Raw genomic sequence first — 12915 nt, forward strand, 5'->3', positions numbered from 1 at the left:
TTACGCCTCCCGCACCACCGTCTTTAGATAATTATACGCCTTGATGATCTCGATCAGGCGGTCTTCGGTCGAGCGGTCGCCGCCATTGGCATCGGGGTGGTGCTGCTTCACCAGGGCCTTGTACTTGGTCTTGACGTCGGCGAGCGTGGCGTCGGGGCCGAGGCCCATGACCTGGAGCGCCTTGCGCTCGGCGTTCATCACCTTGCGCGTCTCGGCCTTGGGCTGAGCCTCGGGACCGCGGCGCCAGTTGGCGCGGCCGTTGATCTCACTGAACATGCTGAACGGATCGAACGCGCCATCGATCTCGGCTTCCGAAGCTTTCTTGCCGCCGTTGGCCCCCATCTTCCAGGTCGGGCGGTGGCCGGTCAGCGCATCCTTCTGGTAGCGCGCGACCGCATCGGCATTCATGCCCGAGAAGAAATTGTAGTTCTGGTTGTACTCGCGGACGTGCTCCAGGCAGAAGTGCCAGTACTCGCGCGAATTCTCGCGCCCCTTCGGCGCGCGGTGGCTGCCCTTGTTCTGGCAGCCGGTCCATTCGCAGGCGACCACGGTCTCGCGCGGCTTCGCTTCCGGCTGCTTGCCGCGCGGCTTGACGCGGATGGAGTCGAAGAACTTTGATGAATCGATCGGCATGGCTGACTTTGACTACGCAATGCAAAAACCTTCAAGTCTTGACATTGCAATTAGCTAGAAACCCGGTCGCAATTACCTGGGACTCCCGGGTATTGACGGGGTGCGACCGCGCACCTTAATGGCACACACATGGCTATCAGAGACACTATCAGCAACAGGTTGCAAGAAGCTTTCAAGCCGGAAAGCCTGCAGGTCGTCGACGAGTCACATTTGCATGAGGGTCACGCCGGCCATCGGCCGAGCGGCGAGACGCACTTCCGTGTTTATATCGTGTCTGAGGCCTTCAAAGGGAAGAGCCGGGTCGATCGCCACCGCATGATAAATTCGGCGCTGGCTGCGGAACTCGCCAGCGGCGTCCACGCGCTCGCGATCCACGCGAAGGCGCCGGGGGAAGGGTGATCTCCTCTTACCCTCCCCTGATGAGGGCCCCCTCCAGGGGAGGGTAAGCGACATCAAAACGACGTCCCGGCCCTCCTCGGCTTTGCCTCCTCCAGCTCGGCCTCGCGCGGCACCGGCGAGATGCGGAGCGCGGTGATGCGGTTGCGTTCGCGGCGGAGGACGCGGAAACGGAAGCCGTGGAAGGTGAAGCTCTGGCCGCGGTCGGGGATCGAGCGGGCCTCGTGAATGACGAGGCCGGCCACCGTGGTCGCCTCCTCGTCGGGCAGGTGCCAGTCCATGGCGCGGTTGAGATCGCGGATCGGCACCGAGCCGTCGACCACGACCGAGCCGTCCGGCTGGGCGCGCACGCCGGCGACCACGACGTCGTGCTCGTCGGAGATATCGCCGACGATCTCCTCCAAAATGTCTTCCAGCGTCACGAGCCCTTCAACCTCGCCGTACTCGTCGACGACGAGCGCGAAATGGGTCTTGCGACGGCGGAACGCCTTGAGCTGCTCGGAGACCGGGCGCATCTCCGGCACGAACCAGGGCGGCAGCGCGATGGTGGAGACATCGATCCGCGAGGTGTCGCCGTCGGAGGCACGGATTGCGCGCAGGAGATCCTTGGCGTGGAGCACGCCGATGATGTTCTCGGGCTTCTCGCGCCAGAGCGGGATGCGGGTGTATTCGGTCGCCAGCACCTCGCGCACCAGCTCTTCCGGCGGCAAATCGGCATTGATCATCATCATCTCGGTGCGATGGATCATGACGTCGGAGACCTGGAGCTCGCGCAGATCGAGCAGGCCGCCAAGCATGTCGCGGTCATGCTTCTCGAACTTGCCTTCGTGGTGCAACAGGTCGACCGCGCCGCGCAGGCGCTCGGTCGGCGACAGGATCGCCTGATGCTCGCCGGCGAGGCCAAACAGGCGCAGCAACAGGCGCACAATGACTTCCACGATGCGCAGCAGCGGCCCCAGCACGTACATGGTCAGCCGCATCGGGCGTGCGACCGCAAGCGCCACGCGGTCCGGCGCGTTGATGGCGATGGTCTTCGGCAGAACCTCCGCGAAGATCACGACCAGCGCCGTCATCACCCCGGTCGCATAGAGCACGCCGACATCACCGAACCAGGCCGTGAATATCGCGGTGGCGATCGCGGAGGAGCCGATATTGGCGATGTTGTTGCCGAGCAGCAGCGCGCCGATCAGGCGCTCGCGCATGTCGAGCAGCTGCGAGACGACGTCGGCGTCGTGATTGCCCTGCTTGGAGAGCCTGAGCATGCTGGAGCGCGAGGCGCCGGTCAGCGCGGTCTCGCTCGCGGCGAAGAACGCCGAGACCAGGAGGCAGAGGACAACGATGGTGAATCCGAGCCAGTCCATGCACCACTCTAGCTTCTTGTTTGGACGCGTTGTCTTGACGCGAACCGGTATCCACTTCGCGCGAAAACGCTTTAGCGCCGTTCAGCCGCGCATCACGCCTTCTGCGCAAGCTTCTCTTGCAGGAAATCGCGCACCGGGGCGGGCTCGACATCCTTGGCGATCACCGCGCGCCCGACGGCCTCCAGCAGGATGAAGGTGAGCTTGCCGCGCTTGACCTTCTTGTCCTGCGCCATCAGCGCCATCAGAGCGTCGGCATCGGCAAGGCCTTCCTGGGCAAAACCCGCGATGTCCTGCAATCGCGTCGGCAGGCCAGCCTCGACCAGATGCCGCTCGACGCGCGTCGCGTCCTGCTCGCCGATCATGCCGAGCCTGGCCGAGAACTGCGCCGCCAGCGTCATGCCGATGGCGACGCCCTCGCCGTGGAACAGGCGGTCGGAGAAGCCGGTCGCCGCTTCCAGCGCGTGACCAAAGGTATGGCCGAGATTGAGCAGCGCGCGCTCGCCGGTTTCGCGCTCATCGCGCGAGACGACGCCGGCCTTGGCGCGGCACGACGTCGCGATGGCATGCTCGCGCGCCGAGCCACCCCTGAAGATGTCGGCATGGTTCTTCTCCAGCCAGCTGAAGAAAGCTTCGTCGCCGAGCACGCCATATTTGGCGACCTCGGCATAGCCGGCGCGGAATTGCCGCGGCGACAGCGTATCGAGCACGGCGGTGTCGGCGATGACCAGCACCGGCTGGTGGAAGGCGCCGAGCAGGTTCTTGCCCTGCGGCGAGTTGATGCCGGTCTTGCCGCCGACGGATGAATCGACCTGCGCCAGCAGCGAGGTCGGCACCTGCACGAAATCGACGCCGCGGCGCAGGATCGCCGCGGCAAAGCCGGCGAGATCGCCGACCACGCCGCCGCCGAGCGCGATGACGAGATCGTTGCGCTCGATTTTTGCGGCGATCAGGGCCTCGCTGACCTTTTCCAGGCCGGCATAGGTCTTGGAGATCTCGCCTTCCTCGACCACGATGCGCTCGGTCGGGATTCCGGCGGCAGCAAGCGAAGCTTCGGTGGGTTCGAGCCAATATTTCGCAACGGTGCGGTCGGTCACTACAGCGGTGCGCACGCCGGGGCGCAAGCGCGCGACGCGCTCGCCGAGCGAGGCCAGCACGCCGCGGCCGATGACGATGTCATAGGCGCGCTCGCCCAGCGCGACATCGACATTGACAGGATCGGAATGTTTCAAGGGCGCAGTCATCGTACGGCACTCGCAACGTCAGCAGGCGGCACGCCGCAGAGATGGGCGTGCAGCGTCTCGATGCATTCCTCGACGATCTTGTCGTGCGGCACGTCGCGCGAGGCGATGGTGAGGTCGGCATGGCGATAGACCGGCTCGCGCTCGGTGAGCAGGCGCGTCACGGTTCCTTCGGGATCGGCGGTCTGGAGCAGCGGGCGATCGGCACGGCGCCGCACCCGACGCATGATGACGTCGTGGTCGGCCTTGAGCCAGATCGAGACCGCTTTCGCGGCGATGCGCGCGCGCGTCTCCTCGCGCATGAAGGCGCCGCCGCCGGTCGCGAGTACGATCGGCCCACCGTCCAGCAGCCGCGCGATCACGCGGGCCTCGCCGTCGCGGAAATGCGGCTCGCCATGGCGCTCGAAAATTTCCGGTATGGTCATGCCGGCCGCCGCCTCGATCTCGGTGTCGGCGTCGACGAAAGGCAGCTTGAGCCGCGCCGCCATGCGGCGGCCGATGGTGGATTTGCCTACCCCCATCATGCCGACGAGCACGATCGAGCGCGCCCCGAGCGCCGACAGGATGTCGGCCTCAGGCGAACCGGATAGCGGCAACGCGGCGTCGGTCATGGATCTCGCTCGATCTGCCGCCAAAGGCGGCATGCTTTCGCCACCTATACGACCCCGCAGGGGGCCTCGCCAGAGGACTCTTGCCACGAAACGGCGAACATGTTGGATGATTTCATTGGTTAATTTGGCCTCCGGACCCCAGCACGATGCCCAGCCTGTTCCGCTTCCTGACGGTCGTCGCCGTGATCGCCGGCATCGTCTATGGCGTGGTCTTCGCGCTGGCGAACTTCGTCAGTCCGAAGCCGCGGGAAATGACGGTGACGATCCCGCCTGACAAGTTTCTCAAGAAATAGCAGCTAGACTCCAGGGCATGCGCACCAAGCCCTCCGATAGCAAGCTCACCGGCCTGTTCCTCGACATGCTCGCGGCGGAACAGGGCGCCGGGGCCAACACGCTCGATGCCTACCGCCGCGACCTCACCGATTTCTCGGAATTTTTGGGCCGTGTCGGCCACAGTTTTGCGGATGCGGAGACGCAAGTCCTGCGCGACTATCTCGCCGATCTCGATGCGCGCGGCTTCAAATCCACCAGCGTGGCGCGGCGGCTGTCGGCGATGCGGCATCTGTTCCGCTTTCTCCTCAACGAGCGCATCCGTAGCGAGGATCCCGCAGCGATCCTGTCGGGACCCAAGCGCGGCCGCGGCCTGCCAAAAGTGCTGTCGATTGCCGATGTCGACCGCATGCTCCGCCGCGCCAAGGAATTGAGCGAGGCGGATGCCTCGCCGTCGAAACGGCTGCGCGCTCTGCGGCTCTATTGCCTGCTCGAAGTGCTCTACGCCACCGGCCTGCGCGTCTCCGAGCTGGTGGCACTGCCGCGCTCGGCCGCCAAGCGCGATGCGCGCATGATCGTGGTGCGCGGCAAGGGCAACAAGGAACGCCTAGTGCCGCTCAACGACGCCGCGCGGCAGGCGATGGCCGATTATCTCGCGGCGACGGAAGCTGCAAAGGCTGACAAGAAGAACAGCGTGGCCGCCTCGAAATGGCTGTTTCCCTCCTTCGGCGAGAGCGGACATCTGACGCGCCAGCATTTTGCCCGCGATCTGAAGGAACTCGCGGTCGCCTCCGGGCTTCAGGCCCGGCTGGTCTCCCCGCACGTGCTGCGCCACGCCTTTGCCAGCCACCTGCTGCATAACGGTGCCGATTTGCGCATCGTGCAGACCCTGCTCGGCCACACCGACATCTCCACGACCCAGATCTACACCCATGTGGTCGAGGAGCGGCTGAAGAGTCTGGTGCGCGACCTCCACCCGCTGGCGGAGAAGTAATTTTTGCGGGAGGTGCACTCCCTCTCCCGCTTGCGGGATTGGGGAGAGGGTGTCTCCGCAAAGGGACAATCCCCAAGAAGAGAAAGCCCTCACCCGCGCCTTCGGCGCGACCTCTCCCGCAAGCGGGAGAGGTGACGATCCGCCTTGACTTCGGCCACATCTCCGCGGAAAGAGCCGTGGCCTCACGATTGATTTGGCTGGCGTCTCACGAGCACACAAGCCAAACCATTGAAGAAGCTACACTTCTTTCCACAACCCTAACCTCGTTTCGCTCTCTCGCCCCGTCCCCTTATATTGAGTTGATGCCAGACCAGATGCGCAGCTATCTCGACTTCGAAAAGCCCGTCGCCGAGCTCGACTCCAAGGTCGACGAGCTCAGGATGTTGGCGGCCGCCGGCACCGACATCGCCGAGGAGATCGGGCGGATCGAGGACAAGGCGGCGCAGGCGCTGGCCGACCTCTATCTGAACCTGACGCCGTGGCAGAAGATGCTGGTGGCGCGGCACCCGCAGCGGCCGCATTTCAACGACTTCATCAAGGGCCTGATCACCGAATTCACGCCGCTGGCCGGCGACCGCAAATTCGGCGAGGACGAGGCGCTGGTCGCCGGCTTCGGCCGCTTCCGCGGCGAGCCGATCTGCGTGATGGGCCAGGAAAAGGGCGATTCCACCGAAAGCCGCATCCGGCACAATTTCGGCATGGCGCGGCCCGAAGGCTATCGCAAATGCGTGCGGCTGATGGAGATGGCCGAGCGGTTCGGCCTGCCGGTGCTGTCGCTTGCCGATTCCGCCGGCGCCTATCCCGGCATCGGCGCCGAGGAGCGGGGACAGGCCGAGGCAATCGCGCGCTCGACGGATGCCTGCCTGGCGCTGACGGTGCCGAACGTCGCCATCATCACCGGCGAGGGCATGTCGGGCGGTGCCATCGCCATCACCACCGCCAACAGAGTGTTGATGCTGGAGCACGCGATCTACAGCGTGATCTCGCCGGAGGCCGCCTCCTCTATCCTCTGGCGCGACGGCACCAAGGCGCAGGAAGCCGCCAACAACATGAAGATCACCGCCCAAGACATGCTCCGCTTCGGCGTGATCGACAGCATTTTGAAAGAGCCGGTCGGCGGCGCCCACCGCGACCCCGCCGCCATGATCGCCACCACTGGCGACGCCATCGCCAAGGCCTTCGACGAGCTCCGGGGCCTCGACGGCGACGCCATCCGCAAGCAGCGGCGGCAGAAATTCCTCGATATCGGCCGGAAACTGGGCTGATTCGTCCCGATCTCGGTCTCGCTGGGTGAGCAAAGCGACTTGTCCGCCGTAGCTCGAAGAGCGAAGGCGGAAGCGTGCCCACCATTCCCAGCCGCGCGACCGTCTGGGCTGATTCGGCCGGGTTCGACGACAAATATGGCTCTCAGCTCGTCGTCCTGGCGAAAGCCAGGACCCATACCGCGGAATCTCGCGATTGGGGACGCTGGGAGTACCGAACCACGAGTCTTCGCCAAACCACTCCCTGTGGTTATGGGTCCTGGCTTTCGCCAGGACGACACCGAGTTTGACGCTGGGGCAACCCCACCTTCCCGGTAACCCCGCATTAACCCTTTTTTTGCCCAAATCAGCGATCTCTGTTCCAATCCGGCCGAAAGGCCCAAGTTACGTCCCAAGTTACGTCCAAAGTCGCGTCCATTCAGTCTTCGTTGACCATGCCACTGGGCCAACGGGCTCGTGATCTCCGCTCGGGTTGCGACCACATGACCCAGAGGTTAGAATTTTAATCAATGGCTTCAGGGCATAAGCGCTGGGGCGTGGTCTGAAAAAGCCCGTCACGACGGGTCCGGATTTCCGGTCAGGCCGTGCTCCAGAAGAATTGGGGTTCGCGCTCGCTGCCCGGCACGGTGTGGGGTCCATCTTGATTTCTCGTTCGCTTGCTCGCGCGCTTTTGGCTTCGGCTGCGCTTGCCGCCAGCGTCGTGCTGGCCGGCTGCGACACCGACCAGGTTTCGCTCGCGACCAATGCCAAGGCCAACCAGCCGGTGCCGCCAAAGCTTCTCGCCGCGATGGTCGAGAAGAACATGGACCTGCAATCGCCGATCCTGGTCCGCCTGTTCAAGCAGGAGGCCGAGCTCGAGGTTTGGAAGCAGACCCGCTCAGGCCAGTTCGCGCTGCTCAAGACCTATCCGATCTGCCGCTGGTCGGGCGATCTCGGCCCCAAGGTCCGCGAAGGCGATCGCCAGGCGCCGGAAGGATTCTACTCGATCAATCCGAGCCAGATGAATCCGCAGTCGGCTTATTACCTGTCGTTCAACACCGGATATCCGAACGCGTTCGACAAGGCGCTCGGCCGCACCGGCTCGCAGCTGATGGTGCATGGCGATTGTTCGTCGCGCGGCTGTTACGCAATGACGGACGAGCAGATCGCCGAGATCTATTCGCTGGGGCGCGAATCCTTCTTCGGCGGCCAGAAGGCGTTCCAGCTCCAGGCCTATCCGTTCAAGATGACGCCGGTGAACATGGCCAAGCACCGGAACAATCCGAACATGGCCTTCTGGAAGATGATCAAGGAAGGCTATGATCATTTCGAGGTGACGCGGCAGGAGCCGAAGGTCGATTTCTGCGAGAAGAAATACGTGTTCGATGCCGCGAAGCCGGCGGACGCCAAGCGCGACCCGGTGTTCGACGCCTCGGCGAAGTGCCCGGCCTACGTGATCCCCGAGGACATCGCCAACGCCGTGCGCGAGAAGCAGGTCAAGGACGAAGCCGAATACGCCAAGCTCGTTGCCAAGGGCACGCCGGTGGCGCGCATGAACACCGGCATCGACGGTGGCATGAACAAGATCTTCGCCGCCAAGATTCCGGAAGGCTCGACCGGCCTGTCGGAGGGCGCTGAAGGCACCACGCTGCAGATGCTGGCGATGGCGAAGGCGCCGGGCACGATCCCCGGCCACGTCAATCCGCCCAAGCCGAACCTCGATGCGGCAGCAAGCACGCCACAGGAAGAGCCGGTCACAGCTAGCAGCGCGCCCGCGACCAACACGCGCGTCGCCACGGCTGCGCCGGCCGAGAAATCGCAAGACAAATCTCAAGGCGGCGGCTTCTTCTCCAACCTCGGCCGCAAGATGGGCCTCGGCACGGCCGACACCACGGCGACCACGCCTCCGCCGCAGGCCACGGCGTCCGTCGCGCCGGCCACCACGCCCACGGCAGCGTCGAGGCTGAAGGCCGCAGTGACCCGCTTCGTGCCGGGGCATGACAAATCCAAGGATGCGGCCAAGGACGCGCCGAAGCCGGCCGTAGCCGCCAAGCCCGCCGAGCCGGCCAAGCCCGACACCCGCCTCGCCGCAACGCGCCCGGCGCTGAAGCCCTCGGTATCGGATGCCGCCGGTGACAGTGGGCAGCTGGCCGGCGCCGCACCGGTGGTGCAGTCGAACTCGTTCGACAGCCGGTTTGGGGCGGTGAAGTAACCCACCGCGACTTTCGGTCCAGTCTCCTTCGATCGACAGCGTCTCGCCGTCACCCTGAGGTGGCCGCTTCTTCAGCGGCCCTCGAAGGGCGACGGCCCGACTACCAGCTCGGCCGCGCATCCTTCGAGGCTCGCGGTGCGGTGCGCTTGCACCGCGCGGCTCGCGCCTCAGGATGACGGAACTGGCAGGGTGCAGGTTAAGAAGGATTTGGAAGCCATTGCGTGCCGTCGTCTACGGCGCCAGATACCGCATCAGCTCCGGATTGCCCCTCACCTCACCAGCCTCGCCTTGCAGCGCGACCCTGCCGCGGTCGAGCACGTAGGCGTAGTCGGCGACGCGCAGCGCCAAGTCGAGGTGCTGCTCGACGATGATCACGGCGATGGTCTTCGCGAGTTCGATCAGGCGCTCGGTGATCTCCTCGATCACGCCGATCCAGACGCCTTCGGTCGGCTCGTCGAGCAGCAGCAGTTTTGGATCGCCCAGCATGGCGCGGCCGATGGCGAGCATCTTGCGCTCGCCGCCGGAGAGCGTGCCGGCGGGCTGGTCGAGGCGCTGGCCGAGTTTTGGGAAGATGGTCAGGACCCGGTCGACCGCAGAGCTATCCTTCCTCGCGAGCGAGCCGACCGCGAGATTGTCGCGCACCGACAGGCGCGCGAACACCGAATGCTCCTGCGGCACGTAGCCGATGCCGGCGCGCACGCGCTCCTGGGTGGCGCGGCGGCTGATGTCGCGGCCGTCGAAGGCGACCTCGCCCTTCCAGGCCGGCAGCTCGCCGACGATGGTCTTCATCAGCGTGGTCTTGCCAGCACCGTTGCGGCCGAGCACGGCGACGCCGCCGCACCAGGGAATGCCGAGGCTGACGTCGAACAGCACCTGGCTGCGGCCATAACCGGCGTCGAGATGCTTGATGTCCAAAAATTCAGGCACGGCGCAGATAAATCTCCTGGACGGATGTGTTGGCCTGGATTTCGGACACCGTGCCCGACGCCAGCACCCTGCCCTGGTCGAGCACGGTGAGGCGATCGCAGATGTCGCGGATGAAATCGAGGTCGTGTTCGACGATGACGAGCGAGCAATGCTGCTTGATCGGCTGGAGCAGTTCGCCGGTGACGCGGCGCTCCTCCAGGCTCATGCCGCCGGTCGGCTCGTCGAGCAGCAGCAGCTTCGGCTTGCCCGCCAGCGCCATCGCGATTTCCAGCCATTGCTGCTGGCCGTGCGACAGCGCGGCGGCCGCGTCGAAGGCGCGGTCGGCGAGGCGAAATTGCCTCAGCATGGTCATGACCTGGTCGTGCAGCCGCCTGCGCGTGCGCGAGAGCACGAGATCGAACAGCGAGCACTGTGCCTGCAGCGCGAGCAGGATGTTGTCGTACAGCGTCAGCGACGGCAACACGGACGTGATCTGGAACTTCAGGCTCATGCCGGCGCGGGCGCGCTCGGTCGGGGTGAAGGCAGTGATGTCGGTGTTGACGAAGCTCACCTTGCCCTGCGTCGGCACCTCGGCCCCGGCGATGCATTTCATCAGCGTGCTCTTGCCGGAGCCGTTCGGACCGATCAGCCCGTGGAACTCGTTCTCGCCGACGGTGAGCGCCGCGCCATCGAGCGCGGTGAGCTTGCCGAAGACTTTCTTGATGCCGGCGGCTTCAAGGAGCATCGCGCGTCTCCTTTTGCCTGGCACCGAAGCTGCCGACGCGTTCACGTTCGCCGAGAACAAAACTGATCAGGCCGAGCGGCCGGAATAGGATCACCAGCAACAGCAACAAGCCCAAAATGATCGGCCAGACGTCGCGGTAATTGTCCGACAGCCAGAAGCTGACGCCCTCGACGATGACGGTGCCGATGATGGCGCCGATCAGCGTGCCGGAGCCGCCGAATAGCACGTAGAGCACCACCTGTGTCGAGACCACGACGCCGACCATATTGGGCCAGACGAATCCTTCGTGGAACGCGTAGAGACTGCCGGCAAGCCCTGCGATGGCGCCGCCGATGGTGAAGATGATGGCTTTGAGATGCTGGGCCTTGTAGCCGAAGAAAGCGATGCGCTGCTCGTTCTCGCGCAGGCCCGCGAGCGAGAGGCCGAACTGCGAGCGGACCAGGAAGCGGCAGAGCAGGTAGACGACGACGAGGATGCCGAGCACGAGATAATAGAACGCCGGCCCTTCCGAAAACTCGTAACCACCGAGCGACATCGGCGCGATCGAGGGGATGCCGTTCTGGCCGCCGAGATAATACCAGCCGCGCGCCAGGCGATCGGCAGCGTAGGAGCCGGTCAACGTGCCGAGCGACACGAAGATCACGCTGGAAGGGTGCCGCCCCAGCAGCAGGAAGCCGCCGAGCAGCAGCGCGAAGGTGAGACCGATCAACGTGCCCGCCGGCAGCACCAGAAAGATGTTGGTGATGTCGAGGTCGCGCGCGAGCAGCGCGACGCCGTAGCCGGCCGAGCCGAAGAACAGGGCCTGGCCGAAGCTCATGATCCCGGCGTAGCCCCAGACGAGGTCGAACGACAGTGCGAACAGCGCGAGAATGATCACGCGCGTTGCGAATACCGTGAGATAGTCCTGCAGCACCAGCGGCGCGAGCAGTGCGGCGACGAGCACGCCCCCTTCGACGATCGGCAGGACTTTTGGTCCTGCCTTGACTTGTTCCCTGGCCCATCCCGCTGCCACGCGTTCAGCCATCGCGTCGTCCGCTTCGTCGCCGGCGATGGCCTCTCTTACCACACTCATCGGCTTCAGCATTCCGCCTCAGCATTCCTTGGGATCGACGAGCCCGCTGCTGCGGGCGACGATCTCGTAGTTTCCGCCCTTGGCGACCGCGGTGTACATCTTCATCTTGCAGTGCCGCTTGCCTGGCATCATCTCGGCAGGTCCGCCGGGACCTTCGGCGATCTTGGCGTGGTCGAGCGCGGCGGCTACCGACTCGCGGTCGATCTTGCCGGCCTCCTTGACCGCGGCTTCCCACAGCTTGAGGCCGCGATAGGTGCCGGTGGCGGCGCTGCCGGCGGCGAACAGGAAGTTGCCCGGGAAATCCTTCTCGTAGGCCGCCTGGATCTTTGCGTCGAACGGGTTCTCCTTGGTCAGCACCTTGAAATAGTCGAGGCAGCTGGCGAGGCCCTCGATCTCGGCGGCCTGGTTGATGTTGAGCGTGTTCTCGTCATAGTAGACGCAGGCGAGCCTTCCGCCGTTCTTGAGAAAGCCGGCTTCATAGAGCTGCTTGAAGAACGGTCCGACGCCCGGCGGAATGACGGTGTTGAAGACGACATCGACCTTGTTGGAGATGATGCGGTTGACGGTCGCGGAGAAGTCGATCTGGTCGAGCGGGTAATATTCCTCGAACACGACCTCGCCGCCATTCGCCTCGATCACCTTGCGGGCATAGATGTTGAGCGTGTGCGGCCAGACATAGTTGGCGCTCGGCAGCGCGAATTTCTTGCCGCCGTTCTTGATCAGCCAGGGGATGAACTCGTCGCATTGCTGCGCCGGCGTCGGGCCGGTGCAGAACAGGTAGGGCGTGCACTCCTTGCCTTCGTAAAGCTGCGGATAGATGTAGAGCGTCTTGCCGCGCGCCACGATCGGATCCTTGATCGCGTTGCGCATCGAGGAGGTGATGCCGCCCAGCACCATGTCGACCTTGTCGCGCTGGATCAGTTTTCGCACGTTGCCGACCGCGACCGATTCGTTCGAGGCGGTATCCTCGATATAGAGCTCGAGCGGGCGGCCGAGCAGGCCGCCGGCGGCGTTGATCTCTTTGATCACCATCTTGGCGACGTTGGCATCGGCATTGCCGGCATAGGCGATCGGGCCGGTGAGGTCGGTGGCGATGCCGACCTTGATCGGGGCTTCGGCCGCATTGGCCCAGGGCGCCGGGATCACCCAGCTGCCGACGCCGGTTGCGACCGCACCGGACGCAAAGGCAAAGTTGGAGAGGAAGCGGCGCCGTGAGAGCTGAGTGCGATCGAACAT

General features: G+C 64.8%; 13 protein-coding genes. 5 read left to right on the forward strand and 8 right to left on the reverse strand.

What is annotated here, in order from left to right; translation table 11 throughout:
- Complete coding sequence (locus ACNJX8_RS40340) at positions 1-633, reverse strand: J domain-containing protein (RefSeq protein ID WP_130215822.1); 633 nt, start codon at positions 631-633, stop codon at positions 1-3.
- Positions 634-762: 129 nt separating this feature from the next.
- On the opposite strand from ACNJX8_RS40340, the gene ACNJX8_RS40345 reads away from it, so the two are divergent.
- The gene (locus ACNJX8_RS40345) at positions 763-1032 is read left to right on the forward strand and encodes a BolA family protein (RefSeq protein WP_439359090.1); all 270 of its coding nucleotides are present in this window, start codon (positions 763-765) and stop codon (positions 1030-1032) included.
- Positions 1033-1085: 53 nt separating this feature from the next.
- Here the strand turns inward: ACNJX8_RS40345 and ACNJX8_RS40350 are convergent, their stop codons facing one another.
- The 3 genes from ACNJX8_RS40350 to ACNJX8_RS40360 all read right to left on the reverse strand — a co-directional run bounded on the left by ACNJX8_RS40350 (position 1086) and on the right by ACNJX8_RS40360 (position 4239).
- Entirely contained in the window at positions 1086-2390 is a 1305-nt protein-coding gene (locus ACNJX8_RS40350; RefSeq protein ID WP_091893423.1) for an HlyC/CorC family transporter, read from the reverse strand.
- Between the two features lie 92 nt (positions 2391-2482).
- Positions 2483-3631, reverse strand: coding sequence for a 3-dehydroquinate synthase (aroB, locus tag ACNJX8_RS40355; RefSeq protein WP_439359091.1), 1149 nt, complete (start codon positions 3629-3631; stop codon positions 2483-2485).
- Positions 3628-4239: a shikimate kinase gene (locus tag ACNJX8_RS40360; protein WP_439359092.1), complete on the reverse strand. Its 612-nt coding sequence runs from the start codon at positions 4237-4239 to the stop codon at positions 3628-3630. The genes aroB and ACNJX8_RS40360 overlap by 4 nt, the downstream gene beginning before the upstream one ends.
- Positions 4240-4385: 146 nt before the next feature.
- Here ACNJX8_RS40360 and ACNJX8_RS40365 point away from each other — a divergent pair, with 146 nt between their 5' ends.
- The 4 genes from ACNJX8_RS40365 (at position 4386) to ACNJX8_RS40380 (ending at position 8956) form a co-directional block, all read left to right on the forward strand.
- Positions 4386-4532 carry a histidine kinase gene (locus ACNJX8_RS40365; protein WP_074116966.1) on the forward strand — a complete coding sequence of 49 codons (147 nt, stop codon included), beginning with the start codon at positions 4386-4388 and terminating at the stop codon, positions 4530-4532.
- Between the two features lie 17 nt (positions 4533-4549).
- The gene (gene xerD / locus ACNJX8_RS40370; RefSeq protein WP_439359093.1) at positions 4550-5503 is read left to right on the forward strand and encodes a site-specific tyrosine recombinase XerD; all 954 of its coding nucleotides are present in this window, start codon (positions 4550-4552) and stop codon (positions 5501-5503) included.
- 302 nt (positions 5504-5805) lie between these two features.
- Positions 5806-6768 (forward strand): acetyl-CoA carboxylase carboxyltransferase subunit alpha, encoded by a 963-nt coding sequence (locus ACNJX8_RS40375; RefSeq protein ID WP_439359094.1) that lies wholly within the window; start codon positions 5806-5808, stop codon positions 6766-6768.
- A gap of 637 nt (positions 6769-7405) precedes the next feature.
- Complete coding sequence (locus ACNJX8_RS40380) at positions 7406-8956, forward strand: L,D-transpeptidase family protein (RefSeq protein WP_439359095.1); 1551 nt, start codon at positions 7406-7408, stop codon at positions 8954-8956.
- Between the two features lie 231 nt (positions 8957-9187).
- On the opposite strand, the gene ACNJX8_RS40385 is transcribed toward ACNJX8_RS40380, so the two are convergent.
- Genes ACNJX8_RS40385 through ACNJX8_RS40400 form a run of 4 tightly spaced genes read right to left on the reverse strand, consistent with a single transcriptional unit; the run spans position 9188 to position 12915 of the window.
- Positions 9188-9883, reverse strand: coding sequence for a branched-chain amino acid ABC transporter ATP-binding protein (locus ACNJX8_RS40385; RefSeq protein ID WP_439359096.1), 696 nt, complete (start codon positions 9881-9883; stop codon positions 9188-9190).
- Positions 9876-10607, reverse strand: coding sequence for an ABC transporter ATP-binding protein (locus tag ACNJX8_RS40390; RefSeq protein ID WP_439359097.1), 732 nt, complete (start codon positions 10605-10607; stop codon positions 9876-9878). The genes ACNJX8_RS40385 and ACNJX8_RS40390 overlap by 8 nt, the downstream gene beginning before the upstream one ends.
- Positions 10597-11691 (reverse strand): branched-chain amino acid ABC transporter permease, encoded by a 1095-nt coding sequence (locus tag ACNJX8_RS40395; protein ID WP_439359098.1) that lies wholly within the window; start codon positions 11689-11691, stop codon positions 10597-10599. Before ACNJX8_RS40395 ends, ACNJX8_RS40390 begins: the two co-directional genes overlap by 11 nt.
- A 6-nt stretch (positions 11692-11697) precedes the next feature.
- A complete protein-coding gene (locus ACNJX8_RS40400; RefSeq protein ID WP_128946652.1) occupies positions 11698-12915 on the reverse strand; it encodes a substrate-binding protein in 1218 nt (405 codons plus the stop codon).

The organism is Bradyrhizobium sp. SPXBL-04 (genome assembly GCF_051853035.1).
Taxonomy (GTDB): Bacteria; Pseudomonadota; Alphaproteobacteria; order Rhizobiales; family Xanthobacteraceae; genus Bradyrhizobium; species Bradyrhizobium zhanjiangense.